We start from the raw sequence: 22617 nt of genomic DNA, 5'->3' as shown, positions 1-22617 counted from the left end.
GTCCTCCAAAAGATTTTCTTTCAACTATTATACGCTAGTTCTAATTAATTTGCGACTACTTGAACTTACTTTTTTGTGGTCACTGGCTTCTCGCCAGCCTTTTCCATGATGCCGTCGATAAGACCGTATTTCAAGGTCTCTTCAGCAGACATCCAGTAGTCACGTTCCGTGTCACGGGCGATCGTCTTCAAGTCCTTACCTGAGTTATCAGCCAAGATCTTGTTCAACTTGTTACGAGTGTTCGTCAACTGCTCGGCAATGATGGCCATGTCAGACTGTTGCGTACCACCGGCAGCCCCACCCATTGGTTGGTGAATGAGGTATTCGGCGTTTGGCAACATGTAACGGTGACCCTTTTCTCCAGAGGAAGCAATAATCGTTCCCATGGATGCGGCCAATCCCATGACGATGGTCGTCACGGGTGCCTTGATGAAGTTCATCGTGTCCGTAATGGACAACCCGGCCGTGACAGAACCACCCGGTGAGTTAATGTACATCGAGATTTCCTTGTCAGGATCTTGGGCTTCCAAGAAAAGCAGTTGGGCAACGATTGACGTTGCCATGCCGTCTTCCACCGGTCCTTGGACCAAAATGATTCGGTCCTTTAAAAGACGGGAAGGAAGGTCGTAGGACTCGCGTCCGTTAGCAGTTTGTTCAATAACTCCTGGCCACATAGTGATCTCCTTTTGTTCCTTTTTCGTTTAATCTATTGTAACGCAAATCAAGACTTTAAAAAACAGGCTTAGAGCGAGTCTGGGTCAAAGTTCCCCTCTTCAATCAGCTTTGCCATGGTGTTTAGCTTTCGCATTCGGTGATTGGCACCGGATTTTGAAATTTCTAAGTAATCACCGATTTCTGATAATGAAGCGTCAGGGTGTTCCAAACGGGCCCGGGCGAAGTCGGCGAGCTTTGCGGGCAGCTCGTCCAAGTCCCCAATTTCTTCTTGGATGCGCAGGATGTTTTGCACCTGCGCGTTGGCGGCGTTGGCCACCTTTTGAATGTTGGCCGTTTCCGCGTTGACCAGGCGGTTCACGGAATTACGCATGTCACGGGCCAGGCGGATGTCTTCGAAGCGAAGCATCGTTTGGGTGGCACCGATGACTTTTAGAAAGTCCACGATTTTGTCGGACCGTTTCAAGTAGACGATGTAATGCTTTGAGCGGTTAATCATCTTGATGGGCAGGTGGAAGTCCTTGATCATGTCCAGGATTTGTTCCGCCAGGCCTTCGTTTGCTGTCGCGATTTCCATGTGGTAGTTGGCCTTTTCTGGCGAGTTTACCGAACCGGAGGCCAGAAAGGCGCCACGTAAAAAGGCGGCCCGCTTGTCCTCGTCGTTTAACAACCAAGCCGGAATGGTCTGATCGATTCCGAAGGGGTCGACGCCCAAATCATCCAAGATTTCTTGGACTTCGGAGTGAAGGACAACGGTTAAAACCTTGTGCTCGGACAAGGCGAATTGTTGCTTCACGGAAACGTCGACTTCGGCCTTTGGGTAAGACTGACAAATCAAGGTGTAGATTCTTCGGGCGATGGCCGGGTTATCGGTTTGAACACGGACTTCCTGGGCAAGACCAAGCGTGGTCACCCCATTCATTTGGAGCAAGGCGGCCAACTCAGGCTTGGCGGCTTCATCCGAAACGATTCGTCCGGTCAGTTCTTTTTTCACTTCAGCGGCAAAGGACATGGTTAGTCATCCTCCAAAAGTGACAGCAAGACCTTGGCGACCTTTTCACCGTCGTGGAAGGCACCAGCGTCACGGAGGAGCAAGAAGTCGCGTGAGTATACCTTAGCGCCCAACTTTTCGATGCCCGTTTCGTCCTGCTTAACCTGCGTGGAGATTTCACCCCAGCGCTGGTAATCGACGAAGTCTTCCGGAACTTCAGTCTGGTTGGTCAAGACGGCGTCGACGATGTTCTTACCCAAGTGGCGGTCAAGCACGGCCAAGTGCTCGGCGTCACTGTAGGCATCCGTCTCCCCCTTCTGCGTCATGATGTTTGAGATGTAGACCTGCTTGGCCGGTGTGGCCTGCAAGGCCTCCTTGATGCCAGGAACCACGACGTTTGGCAAGATGGAGGTGAAGAGTGAACCCGGTCCATAAACAATCATGTCGGCTGACAGGATGGCGTCGATGGCCTCGGGGTTGGCTTCAATCTTGTGGCTTGCGCTGACACCCTTATTGGGCGCAACCCAAACTTTATCGAGCGCCTGGTGGGCGGCCGTGATGGCGGCTTCACCGGTGAGCTCTTCGCCCTTTGTTGTCTTGGCCTTCAGAATCAAAGGTTCTTTGGCAACAGGGTAGACCTGCCCCTTAATCTTCAGGTAGTTCGACAACTTTGCGATAGCTTTCGAAACGTCGCCGGTCATTTCGGTCAAGGCGACAATCAACAGGTTTCCGACCGCGTGCTTGGCCAAGAAGTCGTCGTTGGTCCTAAAGCGGTACTGGAAGAGGTCCAGTAGGTTCTGGTCGGCTTGAGACATCGCGACCAAAATGTTGCGGATATCCCCAGGTGGAATGATGTTGACGTAATCACGTAGGAGTCCAGACGAACCGCCGTCGTCTGCAACCGTTACGATGGCCGTGAGGTCGACGTCTTGTTTGACAAGTGGTTTGATGATCACGGGCAAGCCGGATCCACCACCGATCACCACGATTTTTGCAGGCATAGTGCGCCCCTTTCAAAAACAAATCTCTGGTTCTAGTTTAACATTTTAAGCTGACAAAGTTCCCCTTATGCCAGCTTTTTTCTCTACAAAAGTCCACCCCGCACCATTCCCCTTTTTTCCACTCACCAACCGTAACCCAAAGCCTCGTCACGCTTGTCTCACAATTCCTTATCTTCTTCGGCCATCGACCAGTAGTTGTCCTTTGTCACAATGAAGGAGTCGAGTAAGGGCAGGTTCAGATCCTGTCCGACTTTGAGAAGTTTTTTCGTAAAGAACGCGTCTTGTTCGGAGGGATACACCGTGCCGGACGGGTGGTTATGCGCAATGATGATGGCGTAAGCGTTTGCCAAAAAGGCCCGCTGGAAGATTTCACGGGGCGAGCAAGAAACCTCGGTTAGCGTTCCAACGAAGATTGTCTCAAAGCCAATGATTTCAAGCTGAGTGTTCAGCAGGGCCACACGTAGTTCTTCTTGACGAAGCTGACCCATCTCTTCTTGGGCAAAGCGACCAAAGCTTTCGGAGTGTTTGGCCGACAGTAAGATTGGTCGTTTGTACTGGCGCATCTTCTCCCCAGCAAAAAGCGCGTGTAAGAGTGCCCGATTGACGGCGGGGTTCTCGGAAATAAAATCTTCCTTGGTCTCCTCGTCCATCTCAAAGAAGTCATAGCCCGATGGGAAGTAGAGGTTAAAGACCTTCAGTTGTTCGGCGCCGTCAAAGCCCAGTGCTTCATAAAAATAAAAAACCTGCTTCTTCATCTCTTATCCCCCTTTGGGAGTGATACGAAGAAACAGGTTCTTTTTAACTTAACTTTTTAAATGAATCATTGAAAACGGGCAAGAAACACCTAGTTTCCTGTGCTTGGTACAAGCGTCAACACAGCTACCCTAGCAGCTTTAATCCATTATTTATCATCTTCCTTGTGCCATTCATACGATTCGTCCACCGGAACTGAATACACCTCCGGGTTGGACTTTTTCATCACTCTAAATGACATGAAGGCCGCTACGATAATCAAGACAGCGTCCATGAAGTAGGTCACACGGATTCCAAGTCCAGTTCCAGTAGCCATGTTGGCGGCGCTGTTTTGGAAGATGGAAACGATACATGCGGCCAAGGCAATTCCAACCGCGGCAGAGTAATTCTGCATGGCGGCGAAGATGGAATTTCCAGCGTTCTGATCAGCACGGTCCATGTTTGAGATGGCGTTCGTCATGTTGTTTCCGTTGAAGAAACCAACACCGGTTTGCATGAAGGCGAATCCGATGATGAAGATGATGAAGCCAAATGGCAAGAAGGCCATCCAGAAGCATCCCAAAATCAAGAAGGCCACACCCAAACCGTTTGGCAACTTTGCGCCGTAACGGTCATACAAAGCACCGGAGACGATGGCCATCAAAGCCTGCATGAGTGCCCCTGGGAAGAGCGCGAGGCCGGCCATGGAGGAATTCATGTGCAAGACAATCTGCAAGCCCATTGGGATGGCGTAGTTGAAGGTCAGGTTAATCATCTGAATGATGAAACCGGCGATAACGGCCAAGCGGAACATTGGCTTAGCAAACAGCGATGGCGCCAACAGTGGTTGGGTTTCCTTGCGGGCGTAGAAGTAGTAGCCCAGAATTCCAAAGACGAAGGCTGCCAAGGCGATGAGGCTCGTGACGTTAAAGAGGCCGTCCGTAGCCATGCGATCGATTGTGATCAAACCACCGATGAAGAAGGCGGAAAGCAAGAGCCAACCAATCAAATCGAACTTGACGCGCTTTGTTTCAACGGTCGTCGTGATGGTCATCCAACCAAGTACCAAAGCGAAGAGTTGAACGGGTACGACAACCCAGAAGATCATGTGCCATCCGAAGGCATCCGTCAAAAAGCCACCGAAGGCAGGTCCAAGGGCTGGTGAGAACGATACAATCAATGAGGCCAAACCAACCATCGTTCCACGACGGTTCATTGGAACCTGTTCAAAGATCACGTTGTTCATCAAAGGTAGCCCAACACCGGCACCGACACCCTGTAACAGACGTCCGAACAAGATGAGTGGGAACTGGTTGGAGACGGCGTCGATCAAAATTCCAACAAGTGAAATCAGACCGGCCGCAATGAACTGGGTCCGGTTCTTAAAGCTGTCTTTCAACCAGGATGACATGACGATGACCATCGTGGTCAACAAAATCACACCAGAGGTCAACCACTGAACGGTTGAAGAACTCACGTGCAATTCTTCCATCAAAACTGGGAAGGAAACGTTCAAAGCCGTTTCCAACATGATGTCCGTAAAGGCGATAAGAGCAATCGAGAGAATGCTCAAAATCAACCGTGGACTCAGAACTTTTTCTTCGTCTGACATAGATGCCTCCTAACATCGGATATAAAGTAGAGCGAACCCGTAAATACTAAGGGTTTGCCTTGCTTGTTAGCGTATTTTAATACCTGGTCGAGGTTTGGAAAAGTCAGATCCGTAAAACCCGCGTTTTCGTATGCCTCTTTAGCTAATGCAGGGCGGCCAGGCAAGCCCGCGTAGTCAACCGTGACCAGTTGGATGTTTTTATCCAAGGCCAGCGGCTTCAGTCCTTCGACCAAGTGCTTATCAGCAAGGCCGGCGGCACAGACGATGACTTCGACGTCCTTTTTGTTGCCGTCTCGAGCGCCATCTTCTAAACCGTCAGGCAAACCGAACTGTTCGTTCAGGGTATCCTTCAAAGCGGCTAACCCGTTTGGATTGTGCGCCCCGTCCAGATAAACATCGACCTGGCAATCTTTAGCAGACCCGCCTTCTTGCGCGCCGTCATCATGATTTTGTCCGCGTTCGACATCTTCCTCTGCGACCAGCACGTGTTCGACGTTTTCCTCTGCGACCAGCACGTGTTCAAAGCGTCCCGGCAAGAACGCCTCGCTCAAGCCTTCCTGAATCACGTCTTCATCGGTATCAGGATAGAGCGCTTTATACGCCGCCACCGCCGTTTGCATGTTGTCTTCCTGGAAGGAGCCAGCAAGTGCATGAACGTAGCGCGAACCATCAGCACGTCGACCAGAGGTTTCACCAGCAACAATCACTGGTGAGTCAAGCCCAGCAGCCGTTTCGCGCACAACCGAAAGCGCTTCTTTAGGCAAGTGAGGTCCAACAACGACCGGCTTACCATTTTTGATGATGCCGGCCTTTTGTTTTGAGATAGCCGTCAGGCTATCGCCGAGCAGTGCCTCGTGATCGAGGGCGACACTTGTCACCACGGACACGGCGGTCGACTGCAAGAGGTTCGTTGAGTCGTATAATCCGCCGATGCCGACCTCAATGACGGCGAGGTCCAAAGCGTTTTCTGCAAAGTAGCAGAACATGATGGCCGTGACAACTTCAAACTCGGTGGGAATGAGTTCGCCGGCTGAGTCGGCAGCGACTTGGTCAGCTTCGGCACGCACGCGCTCGGTATAAAGAATCAAGTCCTTATCCGAAATGTCCTCGCCGTTGATTTGAAAGCGGTCGTTGAACTGTACGATGTAGGGGGAAGTGAACAGACCTACACGTTTGCCGTCGGCTTGACCGATTGAAGAAAGCATCGTCGAAGTTGAGCCCTTGCCGTTTGTTCCAGTGACGTGGAATGTGGCAGGCAACTTATCTTCGGGATGCCCTAATTTCTGAAGGAGGGCTGTCATCCGGGCCATGGAATTCTTCTTCCCGCCCTTTGGACGACCGTGAATATAAGCCAATGTTTCTGTTACATTCATTGCCGCTCCTTTTCGCTTCGTTTACTTTCATTATAAACAAAAAAAGCGTCTGATAACAGACACTTTTCTAAATTTAGTCTAAATTCTTTTGAATCAGGCATGAAAGCGGGATTCAAATCAGGCGCCAAGCTAAGTTTCAATCAAGCAACGCATCGCGTGCATGGTGTGCATGGTGCGACGCCTTCAATCCAAACGCGAAATGGCTTAGCCCTTTTCGCGGACCGTGAAGTCACGCTTGCGGCCTTGGTTGTTTCCGCCGTTTGAACGACGTCCACCACCGTTACCTCCGCGGTATCCGCCGTCGCGTCCGCCACGGTTTCCACCACGGTGATCGCCATCACGGCGTCCACGGTAACCACCGCCACGGTTTCCACCGCGGTGATCGCCATCACGACGTCCACGGTAGCCACCGCCACGACCGCCGCGGTTTCCACCACGGTAGCCGCCACGGCCGCCCTTACCACCCTTATGGCGTGGCAATGGACGTTCGCGAGACAATGTGACAGGGGCGTTTTGCTTTTCCAAGCCGGCAGCTGAGGCCAACAATCCAGCAGCCAATTGTTCAGGCGTGAATTGGCTCATCAAAGCAGCAACTTGTGCTTCGATTTCTTCTGGGTTCATTTGGCTTGCCAACTTGGCAGCGCGGTCAAGTGAACCGTTGATACGGCCCAAACGAGCTTCCTTCAATGAAGCTGGTTCAAGCGGCGTCATGCGCTTCTTCGTCAAGTCTTCGATGGCACGTAAGTAGTCCATTTCGTTAGGAGCCAGCAAGGTAACAGAAGTACCTTCGGCACCGGCACGACCAGTACGTCCGATACGGTGAACGTATGATTCTGGATCTTGTGGAATATCGAAGTTGTAGACGTGGGAAACGTCCTTCACGTCCAAACCACGGGCGGCAACGTCGGTTGCGACCAAGAGGTTGATTTCGTGTGACTTGAATTGGTCCAAGACACGGGAACGCATTTGTTGCGTCAAGTCACCGTGCAAGCCGGCAGCCTTGTAACCACGGGCTTCCAAACCACGGGCCAATTCTTCAACACGGCGCTTCGTACGACCAAAGACGATACCAAGGTATGGTTCTTGGATGTCGATGGTGCGTGACAAGGCGTCGAACTTTTCTTCGTGACGGCAGCGAATGAAGAACTGTTCAACCAAGTCCGTCGTCAATTGCTTGGCTTCAATCTTAACCATTTCGGGGTTCGTCATGAACTTCACACCGATACGGCGGATTGATTCAGGCATCGTGGCTGAGAAGAGCAAAGTCTGACGTGAGTCAGGAACCTTGGCGATGATGGCTTCGATGTCATCCAAGAATCCCATGTTCAACATTTCGTCGGCTTCGTCCAAGACAAGGGTCTTAACGCCGTCCAACTTAGCGGTCTTGCGGTTGATGTGGTCAAGCAAACGACCAGGGGTTCCGACCAAGATTTGAGGGTGTGACTTCAAGCCTTGGATTTGGCGGCGGATGTCGGATCCACCGAAGACAACTTGGACGTTGACGTGCTTGTCAGATCCGAGTTTCTTCAATTCGTCGGCCGTTTGGATGGCCAATTCACGCGTTGGTGAGATGATAACGGCTTGGATGTTCTTGTCGTCCAAGTCGATGTTTTCCAAGATTGGCAAACCGAAGGCGGCTGTCTTACCGGTACCCGTTTGGGCTTGACCGATAACGTCCTTTCCAGAAAGTGTCAAAGGAATGGTCTTTTCCTGGATTGGGGTGGCGTCAACGTAGCCGTGGGCTTCGATTGACTTCAAGATGGCTTGTGATAAGCCGAGTTCTGCAAACTTCAAAATTATTCTCCTTTTGAACACGCAGTGCGCGCTCCAAGACCCGCTTGGGGTCTGATTCAATGATAACGCGCTTCCTGCGCGTTTTAAAGGTCGAGCGGTTTATAGTCTGGCTGAGCTGACTGATGATACTGATGGAAAAACGCGGGCCCAGCCCGCTTCAAACGCCCTGCCGGGCGGGGCATCACAACCCCGCCCGGCTAAGACCGAGATCAAGGGGCGTCTTGCCCGGTGAGTTCCTTGAAGAACTGCTGCCCCAATCCCTGGGCGGAATGGTCACCGTCATACTGGTTTGACAGTAAGATAACGGCGTTTTTACCACCCTTTGAGATGACGACGTTTGATTCGTAACCAGAAAAGATGCCGTGTCCTTCGTACACATCCCCGTAGCCGTAAAGGCCGGAAGTGTAATGGGCAGGAAGATGTTGCTCCAAGAGCTTCTTTGGATTCTTCACCAACTTCTTCTGGAAGAAGTCCTGGTAGAGGCGGAAGAGCTGGCCGGTCGTCATGGAGACGTTTCCGGTTCCAGTCTCGCGCTGGTACTCGACCTTGGCAACGTCACGGACGTTGTCGGTACCAACGACGTAAGCCTGGGCCAGGTTCTTATCCTTTTTAAAATCTGGATAGAGACCTATACCAAGCTTGTCGTCTTTATTGAAGGCCTTGTCCATTAACTCGTTGAAGGACTTGTGGGTCACCTTCATCAAGATACCGGCAAGCAAGCGGTAGTTAACCGGCTGGTAGGTCCAACCAATTCCAGTTCCTGGATCAGCAATCTTTTCGGTGTTGTGCGCCGAGAAATCGATGTTGTCCAGGTCGCTTGTAAAGTCCTGGGGTTGTTTTGGCTGACGCAGACCAGAAGTCATCGTCAGCAAATCCCGCACCGTAATCTCGTTGGCGTTTGGCAGTTCTGGATAGTAGTCGGAAAGTTTCGTGTCGTATGACAACTTGCCCTTCTCAACTTCTTCACCAACCAAAACGGCCGTTAAGAATTTCGCGGTTGAGGCGATTGGATAGGTGGTGTTTGGTCCGTTGTCTTTGTTTTTGGCAACGTTTGCCTTACCGTAACCCTGGTGCATGACCACTTTGTTATCCTTCACAACGAGTGCTGTTCCAGAGAAGTGGTTGTCCTTTAGGGCCTTGTCCATGTTTTTTGCAACTTGACTGTCCGCTGAAACTGTTTTGGTCACGTCGATTGCTTTCTTATCGGCAGCCTTTACCTTTCCAGTAGAAGAAGGAGTTGAAGCCGGAAGTAATTCAATGACCAAGACGATGGCGAGCAGTGATGACAAGACAAGCTTTACGGTGTTTGCTTTCATCCTAAAATGCGAAACCTTTGCGGGAAAGATGTCTGTTCGCTTAAGCATCCAGGTCCTTCTTTCCAATCAAAGCAGCAACCACCTTTTCTAAGTGAATCCCGTGGGAAGCCTTCAAGAAGATGAGGTCTTCTGCCTGACTTTCCGCCTGTAAATCTTTAATCAAGTGATCTAATTGATCCTTTTGGTAATGGTGCTGAACCATATCAGGAGCTTGCTTCTTTAAAGCCTCGCCCAAGTTGTCGACGGTGAGTTCACCGACCAGATAAACTGCCAAAGGATTGGCTGCAATCACAGCGTCTGAAAGTGAGGCGTGGAGCTCTGGTCCAGCCTCTCCTAATTCCAACATATCCCCTAAGACGACGCGAAGGTTCGAAACGCCATCCTTTGCGATGGCTTTCAACACTTCCTTTGTCGCGGTTGGGTTAGCGTTGTACACGTCGGAGATTAACTTGGCACCGTTTGTTGCCTGTAGCATCTCCGTCCGGTTTTTCGTTAAATCAAATTGTGCCAAAGCACTTGCCATGGTCTTCATATCCAAGCCGAGGGCCTGGCCTACCATAATCGCTGCTTCTGCATTCTTAACATTATAGGCGCCAAGCATTGGAATTGCAAACTTTACGCCGTCTTCGGTCCAGACCGTTTCGCTAAGGGACTCTTTTATGTCAGCTGGAACGGGACCAAAGGTCTTGGTGTTTTCAGGCAAGTTGTCCGCCTTTGTGAGCAAGTCCTCGTCTGCTGGAATCAAGAAGAGGCCGCCCTCCTTCAATCCAGAAGTGATTTCCAACTTCGCCTTGGCAATGTTTTTGCGAGTCTTGAAGAATTCCAGGTGGGCTTCCCCAATCATCGTGATCAAAGCGATGTCGGGCTTAGCTAGATTGGATAGTTCGGTCAATTGGCCCGGACGATCCATCCCCATTTCCAAGACCAAAATTTCGGTGTCTTCAGGCATCGACAGCATCGTCACGGGCAGGCCAATTTCATTATTGAAGTTGGCGGGCGTCTTGAAGGTTTTGTACTTCTTGGCCAGAATGGTCGCCACCATGTCCTTGGTGGTCGTCTTTCCGTTTGAACCGGTGATGGCCACAACCTTTGGCCCAACCTGTTTCAAGTAGTACTGACCGAGTTCTTGCAGGCCGGCCAGGCTGTCTTCAACCACAACGGCTGGTACATCACCAGGCAGCACGTGCCCTTCCTGTGCCAAGACCGCCGTGGCTCCCTTGTCCATGGCCATTTGAATGTAGTCGTGCCCGTCGTTTTCACCGACTAAGGCGATGAAGAGGTCCCCTGCTTGTACCTTGCGAGAGTCGAAGCAAACGCCGGTAAAGGCGGTCTTTGCTTCACCCTGCAACTGGCCGTTCGTTGCTTTTTGGACATCGGATAGCGTGAGTTTCATGAATCTTCCTCGTATAACCACGGATTTTTTAAACCGCTGGTGAAAAGTCCGACCCGAGGGCGACCTTTTCCACCGTTTCTTAATGATTAATCTTAATAAATCTATTTTAACGCTTTTTAGAAAGCACTGTCACCGTTTCGATGTGAGCCGTCTGAGGGAACTGGTCCACCGGAACAACAGGTCCGGTGACAAAGTACCCTTCGTCTTCAAAGAGTGCAACATCACGGGCGGCCGTCAACGGATTACATGAGACGTAGACCACGCGGTCCGGTGCCATCAAGGGCGTCTTTTCAATCAGTTCGGGCGTCAAACCACGGCGTGGCGGATCAACGAAGACAACGTCTGGCTTGATGCCATCCTGTTGCCATTCGACGAACTGTTCGGGCGCGTCACGTAAAATGTATGTCGCGTTTTCAATCCCGTTCAAAGCCAGGTTCTTCTGGGCGTCAGCAACTGCCCCCGGAACAACCTCTACACCAATCACTCGGTCGACCTTGTCGGCAACCGACATCCCAATGGTACCGATACCGGCATAGGCGTCCACAACCAGGTCCGTCTTCTTTAAGTGTGCTAAGTCCGCTGCCGTCTGGTAGAGCTTTTCAGTCATGACCGGGTTCACCTGGTAGAAGGAGTTCGGTCCAATCAAGAAGCGCTTGCCGAGCAAGGAATCTTCAATCTGGTCTTGTCCGTACAAAGTTTCATTAACCGCAGACAACTGAACGTAATCCTTTTTCGGCGCCTTGTTCAAAATCAGAGAGGTCAGATCAGGCAAGGCCTCAACAATCGCCTTCACCACTTCATCTTGCTTTGGCAAAACTTCGTCGTTTGAAACCAAGACCACCATCAGTTGCTTTGAGTAGTAACCTCGGCGCACCATGATGTAGCGGATGGCCCCTTCTTGAGCATCTGGATCATAAGCCGAAATCTTCAGCTTTTCCAAGATATTGCGAACAATGACGATGACTTCGTCCAAACGCTTGTCGTTTACGAAGTAGTCTTCCATTGGAACAAGTTCATGCGTGCCACGCTGGTAGAAACCAGACAAAAGCTTACCGTTCTGCCACTTCACGGGCACCACCGTTTTGTTCCGGTAGTATGAAGGAACGTCTTGGTCCATCGTGACCGGTTCGGCAACCTCAACGTCGACACCCTTTGAGGCAAAGTTGTCCTTCACTAATGATTGTTTCCAAGCCTTTTGATAAGGATAGGCCCAGTTGACGAGGGGCGCGGTTCCGGCTTCTAATAGATAGTCACGATCCGCATCGATGCGACCAGCAGACTTCTGAAGCACGCGTTCAATCCGACCATAGGCCGAGAGCTTGTCGACTTGGATGATGGTCGCTTCCACTACTTCACCCAACATGGCGTCGGCCAAGTAAACCGGGTAAGTTTTTTCAGGGTTCGCCCATGCCAGGCCCATTCCGTTCTGGCGAATCTTAGCGATTGTCAGTTGGACTGTTTCATTCAGTTTTACGGGTGGTGTGGTCTTCGCCATGAATCTCCCTCTTCTTTGACTTTTTAAAAATAAAAAACGTCCACCGAGGTGGACGTTCTTAAAAAACAATTACTTGTTCTTGAAACCGAAGTCAGCAAACTTCTTGTTAAACTTGTCAACGGCACCATCAGCCTGAGTAAACTTCTGCTTACCAGTGTAGAATGGGTGTGAGTCTGACGTGATATCCATACGGATTGAAGGGTATTCAGTACCTTCGTAGTCAGTCGTCGTTTCAGTTTCAACAGTTGAAGCTGACAAGAACTTCTTACCAGTTGAGGCATCGATGAAGACAACTGGGCGGTAGTTTGGGTGAATATCTGCTTGCATTATGATCTCCTTAGCGCCCTGACTATTAATAGTCAGAGTCAGTTATTAACTAGATTAGTATAGCATGGACGACGTCATTTGCCAAGAACTTATGGCATTAGATTAATCAAATCCACACCTTCAATTTGAAGGTCGACACCAAGGCCTTGTAACTTGTCGGCCAAGCGATCGTAACCACGCAAGATGTGCGAGGCGTTATCGATCGTTGTTTGACCGTCCGCCATAACAGCGGCAATAACCAAAGCGGCTCCCGCACGGATTTCGGCGGCTTCCACCGTGGTTCCAACGAGGCGAGCCGAGTGGTTCACCTTGATCTCACCTGGGTTAACGGACGATACTTCGGCACCCATCCGGCGAAGTTCCGCGATGTGGCGAATACGCTTTGGATAGATGGTTTCCGTAATCGTTGATTCCCCATCAGCCAAGAAGAGCAACGGCGTGATGGGTTGCTGCAAGTCCGTGGCGAAGCCAGGGTATGGCATCGTCTTGATGGCGACTGGCTTCAGCGTCTTTGAAGGACCAATGTAGACGGAGTCTTCACCAATCTTCATGTCAACGCCCATCTCAATCAACTTTGAAGTGTATGACTCCAAGTGCTCTGGGATGACGTTATTGACCGTCACACCGTCACCAAAGGCAGCGGCGAGTGACATGTAGGTTCCGGCTTCGATTCGATCAGGAATCACCGTGTGCGTGTTCTTTGCTTCCAAAGTTTGAACACCGGTAATTCGAATCGTATCGGTTCCGGCACCACGGATGTTTGCACCCATGTTGTTCAAGAAGGTGGCGATATCGATAATTTCAGGCTCCTTGGCCACGTTTTCGATAATCGTCTGCCCTTCGGCACGAACGGCTGCCAAGATGATGTTAATCGTCGCACCAACAGAAACCGTATCCAGGGCAATGCGTGCCCCCTTCAAACCGTTCTCTGAAGCGTCGATGTTAATCACATCGTCTTTTTCCGTGACCTTGGCACCGAGGGCTTCGAATCCCTTAATGTGTTGGTCAATTGGACGAGCGCCCAAGTTATCACCACCAGGGAAAGTCACGGTCGCACGGCCGAAACGACCGAGGAGCGCCCCCATGAAGTAGTAAGACGCACGCAAGGACTTAATAGCCGTTGCGGGAAGTGGCGCTTCTTTGATCGTCGTTGGATCAATCGACAAATCGCCATCCTTAAAAGTAGAATGGACGTTCATCGCTGCCAAAATGTATTGTAAGTTTTTAACGTCCAGGATTTGTGGCACGTTATCAAATTGTACTGGCGTGTCCGCCAAGATGGCTGCTGGAATCAGTGCCACCGTTGAGTTTTTGGCACCACCGATGGTCACTTGACCAGCGACTTTACGGCCACCGTTAATAATAATTTTTGCCATGTGGCGAATCCTACTTAACTGTAATGTTTTACTTCAATCATACGGGATTTTTACCCGATACACAATTAAAGATTAGCGGATTTCAGCTCCGAATTTGTCAGTCAAAGCCGTCGTCACCTTTTCAAAGTCTGATGTAACAGCTTCTTCAACCAATGTGTCTTCTTGGTTTTGGTAAGTCAATTGGTAAGCCAATGATTTCTTACCTTCCGGCGTTCCCTTACCCGTGTACAAGTCAAAGAAGGTCACATCCTTCAAGTACTTTCCAGAAACTTCGTTGATAACGTCCAACACTTCCTGGTTTGAAAGCGTTGCATCAACTAAGATGGCCAAGTCACGCGTGATTTGTGGGTAACGAGAAATTGGTTGGTAAGCGTTGTCCTTTTCAGCCAGAGAGATGATCGTTTCGAGGTTTAATTCGAAGGCGAAAATGGCGGGCAACTTTTGCTTAGCAACGAATTCAGGGTGAACCTGTCCGAGGTAACCAAGGTAAACATCCCCCGTGTATACGTCAGCGGTTTGACCAGGGTGCATGTTTTGGTGTTCCTGGGCCTGCTTGAACGTAACCTTTTCAACACCGATGGCTTCGAGGTAGGCTTCGACGCGTCCCTTCAAAGCAAAGAAGTCAACGTCTCGTTCCTTTTGACCCGCTTGCCAAGTTGATTCAGCGATGGAACCCACGAGCACACCAGCGAGGTGTTCTTGTTCAACGGGTTGAACAGCGGCGTTGTCGTTCAAGAAGACACGGCCTTGTTCGTACAAGGCGATGTTCTTAACGGAACGGGCCACGTTATAGGCAACATCGTCGATCAAACCTGAAATCAAGTTTTGACGTGCCGTTGTCTTGTCGGAAGACATTGGGTAGTCCAAGGCCAAAACTGGGTGGTCAGCACCAATGTTAAAGGCCGTGGCCTTTTCAGGTGACATCAAGGCGTATGAGATGGCTTGGTTGAAACCGAGGCCTTCAAAAATTTTACGTGAAGCGCGAATCTTCTTTTGGCGGAGCGTCAAGTCACCGGCGGTTGATTGACCGTCAATCAAGGCCGTTGGCAAGTTGTCGTAGCCGTAAAGGCGACCAACTTCTTCAACCAAGTCAGCTGGAATGCTCAAGTCCGTGCGGCGGCCTGGAACAGTGACCGTCAATGCACCGTTGTCGTTTGCGACTTGTAGGTTCAACTTTTGAAGCAAGTCAACAACCGTTTCCTCGGACAAATCTGTTCCAAGGACCTTGTTGATGCGGTCGACCGTGATGTTAATCACCGTTGATTCAATGTTTTTGAAGCCGGCTGTTGCCAATCCGGCAACAGATCCGTTGGCGTCTTCCGCCACTTCGTTTGAAGCGTTAGCCAACGCGTTTTGCGTGTTCTGCAAATCAATGCCACGTTCGAGACGGAATGATGATTCAGAACGCAAACCGTGACGGCGGGCAGCTTGACGGATCAAGCTAGGGTTGTACTGACCAGCGGCCAAGACAACGTTCTTCGTTTCATTCGTAACCGCAAAGTCAGGATTCATCGCGATTCCGGCAAGGGCAATCACGTGGTTACCGGCTGACAAAACGATATCTTGTCCGGCACGCAAAGCGATGGCCTCTTCGCCATCCCCTTGTCCGAGGACTTCGCCTTCAGAAGCGAGGCGAACAACAATCTTGTCAGTACCCAACTTGTCAGCGTCAAAGGCTGCCAAAGGTTGACCAGTGGCCAACAACCAGTAGTGGAGCGCGTCCATCACGTTGTTCTTTGGCTTGATACCTGAAGTCCAGAGGCGACGTTGCACCTTCAAGTCAGAAGGGGCAACCGTCACGTTTTCGACCAATGACAAAGCCAAGCCAGTTGCCAAAGTATCAGCAGTGATTTCAGCTTGAATCTTGTCGGTTGCAGGCAAAGCAGATGCCTTTTCTTCGAAGGGGGCTTCGTTCACCTTGTTGCCAGTCATGGCAGCCATTTCGTAGGCCATTCCACGGAGGGACAAGAGGTCGGCACGGTTTGGCGTCAAATCCGTATCGATCATGGCGTCCTTCAAACCGAGGACTTCGAGGGCGTCATCCCCTGGCTTCACGCCGGACTTTTCGTCGAAGACGTAGATTCCGTCTTCAATTGGTTGTGGGCAGACGGCGTCTGGCAAACCAATTTCTTGCAAGGCGGAAAGCATTCCGTAGGAGACTTCACCACGGAGCTTTGCCTTGCGAATCTTTACGAGCTCACCACTTTCGCGGTCCACAATCTTTGACCCAACCGTGGCCAAGATGACCAATTGCCCTTCGGCAACGTTTGGCGCACCCGTCACGATTTGGATGTGTTCTTTTCCGTCAAAGACTTGGGTGATGTGCAAGTGGTCAGAATCTTGGTGATCCTTCACTTCTTCCACTTTGACGACAACCAAGCCCGATTGCTTGGCAGCAGCTTGCCCAACTTCTTCAACTTCAACGGCAGTCAATTCGATTTGTTGTGCCAAGTCCAAGACGGCTTGTTCGCTCACGTCCAAACCAGGCGTCAAATAGTCGTTTAACCAATTCAAATTTGTCTTCATGATTAGTTTCCTCGCTCGTTAAACTGGTCCAAGAAACGCACGTCGTTCAGGTAGAACTGACGGATGTCTTCCACGCCGTACTTCAGCATGGCAAAACGGTCAGGCCCCAAACCAAAGGCGAAGGCCGTGTATTCTTCAGGATCAAGACCGTCCATCTTCAAAACGTTCGGGTGGGTCATTCCGGCACCAAGAACTTCGATCCACTTGATGTCTTCCGGCTTCGTGTCAGGCGTTACTTCGTCCCATGAAACATCGACTTCGACGGAAGGTTCCGTAAATGGGAAGTAAGAAGGACGCAAACGGATTTGGTGCTTTTCCCCAAAGAGTTCCTGCATGATGGAAAGCAACGTCCCTTTCAAATCGGCCATGGTGATGTTCTTACCAACGACCAGGCCTTCCACTTGGTGGAACTGGTGGGAGTGCGTGGCATCATCAGTGTCACGACGGTAAACCTTACCGGGTGCAATCATCTTCAAAGGTCCCTTTGAGAAGTCATGCTTTTCAAGGACACGGGATTGAACCGGTGACGTTTGCGTACGGAGCAAAATCTCAGGCGTGATGTAGAACGTGTCTTGCATGTCACGGGCTGGGTGATCCTTTGGCAGGTTTTCACGTTCGAAGTTGTATTCGTCCGTTTCAACTTCGGGTGAGTCCGTTGGATCATCGATAATTTGGTAACCGAGTCCTAAGAAGTGGGCTTCGATTTCATCCATGATTTGTTGGAGGACGTGGGCGGAACCAATTTTTGGCTTAGAACCTGGAAGGGTTACGTCCAACGTTTCGGACGCCAACTTTTCTTCCAAGGCCTTAGCTTCTTGTTCGGCCTTCTTTTCTTCGATCTTTTCTTGGATGGCCGTGCGGACTTGGTTTCCCACTTGTCCGACTTCCTTCTTTTCGTCGACGGACAAGTCCTTCATGGACTTCAATACGCCCGTGATTTTTCCCTTCTTTCCAAGAAAGGCAACGCGAACGGCTTCGACGTCGACGTCAGGTTGTGAAAGTTGCCCTTCGGCTTCCTTCAAAAATCCCTTTAATTCTTCTGCTAATGTCATGTTATTCCCTCTTTATCCAAATAAAAAAGTCCCTCTTCATCAATCGATGAAAAGGGACGAAAACGATGCCGCGGTACCACCCAGATTCTAGCCTGTTGCTAGCTCCTCTAAGCCGGTATCGGTGGCCACCGTTGACGGTTAAATCAAAGTCTCCAGACTGAAATTCAAGTCTTCCAACAGACGGGCTCTCACTAACCCCGCTCGCTTTGCTGCCTTTCGACCCTACTAGGTCCTTCATAGCTACATTTAGTATAGCAGAGTTTTTTATAAGAAACTAGATGACAAAGTCAGAAGCGAACCAGGTTGTTTATTTGGCCCGTTGCTTTTTAATGAACCAAACAATTCCGTTGGCAATGGCAACGAAAGCCGTTAAGAAAACGAAGTGCTCGACTTCAACCAACAGGCTGGCGTTCTTCACGAAGATTAAACGAACAATCGACCAAGTGAATGTGGCAATAGCAACGCAAATAACCATGTATGTCCGTGGATATTGATTCATTAACTTTGCTAGCTTTTCTCGCATATAAAACTCCCAAATTAGAAATAAGTAGCTTTATTCTAACATAGAAAAAAAAGACCGCTTTGCAGCGGTCTTCCATTCATTGATTTAATTGACTTGGTTCAAAGGACCTTTACCTGACAGCACAGACAAAACATCGTCTGCGGCAGTCGAAGCAATGGCTTTACCAGCTTCGATTGATCCTCCTGCCACGTGTGGCAAGACATAGGTATTTTCAAGAGACAACAATTCGTTGTCAGGACTGATTGGTTCAACTTCCACAACGTCCAATCCAGCAGCGGCAATCTTGCCGGCCTTCAAAGCATCGATCAAAGCAGCTTCATCAACAACCGGTCCCCGACCGACGTTAACCAAGACAGCGCTGTCCTTCATCTTATCGAAGGCAGCCGCATCAATCATCTTGGTCGTTGAATCAGTGGCAGGCAAGGTTGAAACAACGTAGTCAGCCTTTTCGAAGATTTCATCGAGGGAAGCCATGCGACCGTTTGGCACGTCCTTATCGTGGCGAGCGTAGGCTAGCACTTCCACACCGAAACCTGAAAGCAATTGGGCGATGGTCTTTCCGATGTGACCAAAGCCAAGGATTCCAACCGTCTTCTTTGAAACTTGCATTCCTCGGTGTTCAGTGGCGTACGCCGCCGCCTTCTTATCGGTAATACCGCGCTTATCAGTATCAAAGAGACGACCTGCCATCATCATCAAGGTAACAGCAGTTTCAGCGACGGCCGTGGCGTTGGCACCGGGCGTGTTAGCGACGATGATACCCCGGTCCTTTGCTGCTTGCAAATCAACGTTGTCATAACCGACACCGTGACGGGCAATGACCTTCAAATTAGGGAAACGGTCCATCACAGCACCGTCAATTGGTGCCATCATCAAAATCATGCCAACAACGGAGTCATCAGCAGCAAAGTCATCGGCCGTCTTTTGTGGATTTTCTTCCACTTCATAGCCGGCTTCCTTCAACTTTGTTACGGCGACATCGCTAATGCCGTTAAATACTAATACTTTTTCAGTCATAACGCCCTCCTATAAGTCTGTTCTAACGCAAAATGTTTATTTTTTCAAAAGGGCTTCCAGTTGGTTCAAGCGGTCTTCGAAGACAGCAAAAGCTGAATCGAGGTAGTCCCCTTCCGCCATGTTCACGCCAGCGGTCTTCATGACCTCGAGCGGCGCAGCAGATGAACCCGCCTTCAAGTAGTTCTTGTATTCTTCTGCGTGGTTTTCTTCAATAATCTTCTGTGCCAAAGTCGTGGCCGCGGCTTCCCCAGTCGCGTACTGGTAAACGTAGAAGTTGTAGTAGAAATGTGGAATCCGCGTCCATTCGTAGGCAATTTGTGGATCTGCTTCTAATTCAGGGCCGTAGAACTTTTGGTTCAAGTTCCCGTAGAAATCCGCCATGGCATCCGCCGTCAAAGGTTGGCCAGCAGCGTCTTGTTCGTGAATCCAAGTCTCGAATTCGGCAAACTGCGTCTGACGGAAGACCGTTCCCTTGAAGCCATCAAGGTATTGGTTCAAAACGAAGGCCTTCACCTTGTCATCATCGGTCTGCTTCAACAAGTAGTCCGTCAACAAGGCTTCGTTTGTCGTTGAGGCGATTTCAGCCAAGAAGATTGGGTAGTCACCGTAGTGGTAAGGTTGGTTCTTACGGGTCAAATAAGAGTGAACCGTGTGCCCCATTTCGTGGACCAACGTGTAAACATTGTCCAAGGTGTCTTGCCAGTTCAACAAGATGTATGGGTTCGTGTCGTAGGCACCACCAGAGTAAGCACCTGAACGCTTCCCCTTGTTTTCCACGACGTCGATCCAACGCTCGTTAAAGGCTTTCTTCACGATGGCCAAGTAGTCATCACCAAGTGGTGCCAACGCTGCCAGAGCGATTTCCTTAGCCTTCTCGTAGGTTACCGGGAAGTCCACGTCATCAACTAATGAGACGTAGAGGTCGTAGTTGTGCAAGTTCTCTACGCCCAAAACCTGCTTGCGCAACGCGACGTAGCGGTGCAATAAGCCAAGGTTTTGGTCGACTTTTTCGGCCAAAGTTTTGTAAACCGAAACCGGAATTTGATTACTTGTAACAGCGGCTTCTTGAGCAGACTGGTAGTTGCGCACCTTAGCCAAGAAGTTGTGCTTCTTTACTGTTGCAGACAACGTTGAGGCGAATGTGTTTTGCAAGGCCATGTAAGCGTCGTACAAAGAAGCGAAGGCTTCTTCACGTTGGCGAACATCCTTTGAACGAAGCATGATGGAGTACAAGCCGTTTGTCAGCTCTTGAATCTGACCGTCTTCTGTCATGACATCCCCGAAGTCGATGTCCGCATTATCCAAGACGGAAAAAGTCTGTGCGGCAGATGACATCACAGTTGATGCACCAGCCAGGAGCGCTTCTTGTTCAGCTGGGAGTGTGTGGGCCTTTTCAGACAAGAGCACATCGAAGAAGTGTTGGTATGGCTTCAAACCATCCGTCTTCAAGTAGGCGTCCAACTTATCTTCGTCCATTGCCAACACTTCCGGTTGGAAGAAAGCCGTGACGGAAGAAACCTGTGCCAACAAGTCTTGAACCTGTGCGTTCATTCCCGCGTACGTTCCGTTTGCCGTGTCCTGGTCAAACTTCTGGTGTGCGTATACAAAAAGCTTTTCAAATGTTCGCTCAATGTCCAAGTCCGCCTGCAGTCCAGCTAACAACGTATCGGCTGAATCCGCTAAGTGTCCTTGGTACTTTTCTAATGCCGGCAACTTTTCTTGAATGTCATCGAAGGCTTTCTGGTAAGCTTCGTTACTTTCAAAAACGCTACTCAAGTCCCAGGTCAATTCTTCTGGCACTTCTTCTCGTGTGATTTGTCCCATCGTAACACCCCTTTTCTATCTTTCACTCATTCTAACACAGAATCGCCATCCCCCAAGTACTTCGGCGAACGTAGTAGCACGATTTCATCTTCTTTGAACCGGATGTATTCACCCTGTTCAAGCTCGCTCAAATACTCTTCGAGAATCGCGTTAATTCCTGGCGCACCCTCGTGAAAATAGCGGGCCATTCGCGCCTGTAAATTTTTCTTATGCCAGTGAACACCGTCTAGCTCCAACAGCAGTAACACCGTTAATCGGTACTGCCAGTTCGGCACTGTCAGGCCGAAGGCGAACCCATTTAGGGTGCAATCCGGTATCTGATCAACCCGGTGGCCATTTTCATACAAGTAATTCACTAAGTCAGGGTTAATCTGCTCACGCGCCATCATGAATGAAAGCTTCGTTCGTTGTCTGTCGATGTCTAGCACCCGAGCCGACCATCGGTCGTTCTTTTCAGAAAAAACTCGCGACCACGCGGCGGTTCCGCCCAGCCTGAGATAAAGTGGATCAGCCAAATGCCTTTTCTCTGAACGGCGCTTTTTAAAGTCGGGTCGAACAAAGTTCGACTCCACCATGAATATCTTTTGCTCGGGTAAAAAATACCAAAGTTTACCGGCTAGGATAAAGCGACAAACTGTCCCAGCTGAGAGATGCTTCTTGTAGTAATTTGGACCAAGTATCCACCAGACCTTAATTCCTAATCGTGCGTACCCCTCATTTCGTCGATCTAAATCCTTTTTTGAAATTGGCGAACACTGGTATTCAATCGCCACCTGATTACCAGGCCGTCCAACAAGTAAATCAGGTCGCTGATCAATCTTTGAAAGAACGGGTTCGACGAGAACTGGGACCCTGTCCTCAAAATATTTAAAGAGCGCCAACTTCCCCGCCAAGTGTTCTGGCGACTCCCCTTCAGAAAAGCGGGCACAGCCATCCTTCACCACGTGGGCAAAGTGAGCCACTTTCTCCTCACCTTTCTTTAAACGAACCGGGCCGAAACAACCTGGACAGAGATAAATCTGATTCTTTTTGGCGTTTTCAGCCAAGCAATATTCTTTTGTAATCGTACAAGCTATCAACATAGTAAAAAACACTCCTATCTTCCTGTCACTGAATGACACGATAGGAGTGTTCTTTTATCACTTAAATTTGCAATTTTTAAGCAAAATATTCAATTCAAGTTTTACTTTGATTCCTTCTTTGCCTTTGAAAGCACAAATCCGGTCGCAGCAACAGCCAACATCCAGAGGCTTGAAAGTGCTTGACTAGCAGCTTCCTTAGCGGTTTCTGGTTGGGCGTGATCAACGTGCGCAACGTGTGCGGTGCTCGTATGCTGATAAAATGGACAGATTTTATGCATCGTCCACTGTATAATTATCCCAAGACTAAAAAGGAAATCAGCACATGACTAAAAGGCCACGTTACTCACAGGAATTCAAAGATGCCATTGTTGCCCTCTATCAAGAAGGTCGTTCCTCTCTGTCACTTTCAATTGAATACGGTATGGCCTCCACTACCGTTATTAAATGGGTTCATGGCAGCCAAAAACAAATAATTGCTGGCGAAACTTATACGACAGATGAAATGAAAAAG

19 protein-coding genes and 1 pseudogene are annotated in these 22617 nt (G+C 49.8%); 1 reads left to right on the top strand and 19 read right to left on the bottom strand.

Going from position 1 to position 22617, the window contains the following annotated elements; genetic code table 11:
* Window positions 1-65: 65 nt before the first annotated feature.
* The 19 genes and pseudogenes from G6R29_RS04580 to G6R29_RS04490 form a co-directional block, all read right to left on the bottom strand.
* A pseudogene (locus G6R29_RS04580) lies at window positions 66-683 on the bottom strand (ATP-dependent Clp protease proteolytic subunit); the annotation flags it as partial.
* A 59-nt stretch (window positions 684-742) separates the two neighbouring features.
* Window positions 743-1684 (bottom strand): DNA-binding protein WhiA, encoded by a 942-nt coding sequence (gene whiA / locus G6R29_RS04575; protein ID WP_213809183.1) that lies wholly within the window; start codon window positions 1682-1684, stop codon window positions 743-745.
* A gap of 2 nt (window positions 1685-1686) precedes the next feature.
* Window positions 1687-2664 (bottom strand): gluconeogenesis factor YvcK family protein, encoded by a 978-nt coding sequence (locus G6R29_RS04570; RefSeq protein ID WP_213809182.1) that lies wholly within the window; start codon window positions 2662-2664, stop codon window positions 1687-1689.
* A 158-nt stretch (window positions 2665-2822) separates the two neighbouring features.
* Window positions 2823-3419 carry a JAB domain-containing protein gene (locus G6R29_RS04565; RefSeq protein ID WP_213809181.1) on the bottom strand — a complete coding sequence of 199 codons (597 nt, stop codon included), beginning with the start codon at window positions 3417-3419 and terminating at the stop codon, window positions 2823-2825.
* A 146-nt stretch (window positions 3420-3565) separates the two neighbouring features.
* Window positions 3566-5008: an MFS transporter gene (locus G6R29_RS04560; protein WP_213809180.1), complete on the bottom strand. Its 1443-nt coding sequence runs from the start codon at window positions 5006-5008 to the stop codon at window positions 3566-3568.
* The gene (locus tag G6R29_RS04555) at window positions 4984-6381 is read right to left on the bottom strand and encodes a bifunctional folylpolyglutamate synthase/dihydrofolate synthase (protein WP_213809179.1); all 1398 of its coding nucleotides are present in this window, start codon (window positions 6379-6381) and stop codon (window positions 4984-4986) included. Before G6R29_RS04555 ends, G6R29_RS04560 begins: the two co-directional genes overlap by 25 nt.
* 204 nt (window positions 6382-6585) lie before the next feature.
* A complete protein-coding gene (gene cshA / locus G6R29_RS04550) occupies window positions 6586-8175 on the bottom strand; it encodes a degradosome RNA helicase CshA (protein WP_238476905.1) in 1590 nt (529 codons plus the stop codon).
* 209 nt (window positions 8176-8384) lie between these two features.
* Window positions 8385-9539 (bottom strand): serine hydrolase domain-containing protein, encoded by a 1155-nt coding sequence (locus G6R29_RS04545; protein WP_213809178.1) that lies wholly within the window; start codon window positions 9537-9539, stop codon window positions 8385-8387.
* Window positions 9532-10884 (bottom strand): UDP-N-acetylmuramoyl-tripeptide--D-alanyl-D-alanine ligase, encoded by a 1353-nt coding sequence (locus G6R29_RS04540; protein ID WP_213809177.1) that lies wholly within the window; start codon window positions 10882-10884, stop codon window positions 9532-9534. The genes G6R29_RS04545 and G6R29_RS04540 overlap by 8 nt, the downstream gene beginning before the upstream one ends.
* Before the next feature lie 106 nt (window positions 10885-10990).
* Window positions 10991-12379: a 23S rRNA (uracil(1939)-C(5))-methyltransferase RlmD gene (gene rlmD / locus G6R29_RS04535; protein ID WP_213809176.1), complete on the bottom strand. Its 1389-nt coding sequence runs from the start codon at window positions 12377-12379 to the stop codon at window positions 10991-10993.
* Window positions 12380-12448: 69 nt separating this feature from the next.
* Complete coding sequence (locus G6R29_RS04530; RefSeq protein ID WP_213809175.1) at window positions 12449-12706, bottom strand: type B 50S ribosomal protein L31; 258 nt, start codon at window positions 12704-12706, stop codon at window positions 12449-12451.
* 89 nt (window positions 12707-12795) lie between these two features.
* On the bottom strand, window positions 12796-14082 hold the full coding sequence (locus G6R29_RS04525) for a UDP-N-acetylglucosamine 1-carboxyvinyltransferase (protein WP_213809174.1): 1287 nt from the start codon (window positions 14080-14082) through the stop codon (window positions 12796-12798).
* A gap of 72 nt (window positions 14083-14154) precedes the next feature.
* Window positions 14155-16608 carry a phenylalanine--tRNA ligase subunit beta gene (gene pheT, locus G6R29_RS04520; RefSeq protein WP_213809173.1) on the bottom strand — a complete coding sequence of 818 codons (2454 nt, stop codon included), beginning with the start codon at window positions 16606-16608 and terminating at the stop codon, window positions 14155-14157.
* 2 nt (window positions 16609-16610) lie between these two features.
* Entirely contained in the window at window positions 16611-17660 is a 1050-nt protein-coding gene (gene pheS, locus G6R29_RS04515; RefSeq protein WP_213809172.1) for a phenylalanine--tRNA ligase subunit alpha, read from the bottom strand.
* Window positions 17661-17967: 307 nt separating this feature from the next.
* Window positions 17968-18183 carry a hypothetical protein gene (locus G6R29_RS04510; protein WP_213809171.1) on the bottom strand — a complete coding sequence of 72 codons (216 nt, stop codon included), beginning with the start codon at window positions 18181-18183 and terminating at the stop codon, window positions 17968-17970.
* A gap of 84 nt (window positions 18184-18267) precedes the next feature.
* Window positions 18268-19200: a phosphoglycerate dehydrogenase gene (locus G6R29_RS04505; protein WP_213809170.1), complete on the bottom strand. Its 933-nt coding sequence runs from the start codon at window positions 19198-19200 to the stop codon at window positions 18268-18270.
* Between the two features lie 36 nt (window positions 19201-19236).
* Entirely contained in the window at window positions 19237-21024 is a 1788-nt protein-coding gene (gene pepF, locus G6R29_RS04500; RefSeq protein ID WP_213809169.1) for an oligoendopeptidase F, read from the bottom strand.
* A gap of 26 nt (window positions 21025-21050) precedes the next feature.
* Complete coding sequence (locus tag G6R29_RS04495; RefSeq protein WP_213809168.1) at window positions 21051-22106, bottom strand: competence protein CoiA; 1056 nt, start codon at window positions 22104-22106, stop codon at window positions 21051-21053.
* Window positions 22107-22207: 101 nt separating this feature from the next.
* A complete protein-coding gene (locus G6R29_RS04490) occupies window positions 22208-22384 on the bottom strand; it encodes a hypothetical protein (RefSeq protein WP_213809167.1) in 177 nt (58 codons plus the stop codon).
* A 44-nt stretch (window positions 22385-22428) separates the two neighbouring features.
* Here G6R29_RS04490 and G6R29_RS04485 point away from each other — a divergent pair.
* Window positions 22429-22617 (top strand): transposase (locus G6R29_RS04485; RefSeq protein ID WP_213809166.1); only part of this gene is annotated, 189 nt, incomplete at its 3' end.

The organism is Fructobacillus broussonetiae (genome assembly GCF_018437275.1).
GTDB lineage: Bacteria > Bacillota > Bacilli > Lactobacillales > Lactobacillaceae > Fructobacillus > Fructobacillus broussonetiae.
This window is presented reverse-complemented; position numbering and strand designations above follow the sequence as displayed.

Bases quoted from the DNA above. Each gene is read 5' to 3' on its own strand.
- G6R29_RS04490 (WP_213809167.1), bottom strand. From the start codon at position 22,384: ATGCATAAAATCTGTCCATTTTATCAGCATACGAGCACCGCACACGTT.
- G6R29_RS04530 (WP_213809175.1), bottom strand. From the start codon at position 12,706: ATGCAAGCAGATATTCACCCAAACTACCGCCCAGTTGTCTTCATCGAT.
- G6R29_RS04540 (WP_213809177.1), bottom strand. From the start codon at position 10,884: ATGAAACTCACGCTATCCGATGTCCAAAAAGCAACGAACGGCCAGTTG.
- G6R29_RS04505 (WP_213809170.1), bottom strand. From the start codon at position 19,200: ATGACTGAAAAAGTATTAGTATTTAACGGCATTAGCGATGTCGCCGTA.
- G6R29_RS04495 (WP_213809168.1), bottom strand. From the start codon at position 22,106: ATGTTGATAGCTTGTACGATTACAAAAGAATATTGCTTGGCTGAAAAC.
- whiA (WP_213809183.1), bottom strand. From the start codon at position 1,684: ATGTCCTTTGCCGCTGAAGTGAAAAAAGAACTGACCGGACGAATCGTT.
- pepF (WP_213809169.1), bottom strand. From the start codon at position 21,024: ATGGGACAAATCACACGAGAAGAAGTGCCAGAAGAATTGACCTGGGAC.
- G6R29_RS04570 (WP_213809182.1), bottom strand. From the start codon at position 2,664: ATGCCTGCAAAAATCGTGGTGATCGGTGGTGGATCCGGCTTGCCCGTG.
- pheS (WP_213809172.1), bottom strand. From the start codon at position 17,660: ATGACATTAGCAGAAGAATTAAAGGGATTTTTGAAGGAAGCCGAAGGG.
- G6R29_RS04565 (WP_213809181.1), bottom strand. From the start codon at position 3,419: ATGAAGAAGCAGGTTTTTTATTTTTATGAAGCACTGGGCTTTGACGGC.
- G6R29_RS04560 (WP_213809180.1), bottom strand. From the start codon at position 5,008: ATGTCAGACGAAGAAAAAGTTCTGAGTCCACGGTTGATTTTGAGCATT.
- pheT (WP_213809173.1), bottom strand. From the start codon at position 16,608: ATGAAGACAAATTTGAATTGGTTAAACGACTATTTGACGCCTGGTTTG.
- G6R29_RS04555 (WP_213809179.1), bottom strand. From the start codon at position 6,381: ATGAATGTAACAGAAACATTGGCTTATATTCACGGTCGTCCAAAGGGC.
- G6R29_RS04510 (WP_213809171.1), bottom strand. From the start codon at position 18,183: ATGCGAGAAAAGCTAGCAAAGTTAATGAATCAATATCCACGGACATAC.
- G6R29_RS04545 (WP_213809178.1), bottom strand. From the start codon at position 9,539: ATGCTTAAGCGAACAGACATCTTTCCCGCAAAGGTTTCGCATTTTAGG.
- G6R29_RS04525 (WP_213809174.1), bottom strand. From the start codon at position 14,082: ATGGCAAAAATTATTATTAACGGTGGCCGTAAAGTCGCTGGTCAAGTG.
- rlmD (WP_213809176.1), bottom strand. From the start codon at position 12,379: ATGGCGAAGACCACACCACCCGTAAAACTGAATGAAACAGTCCAACTG.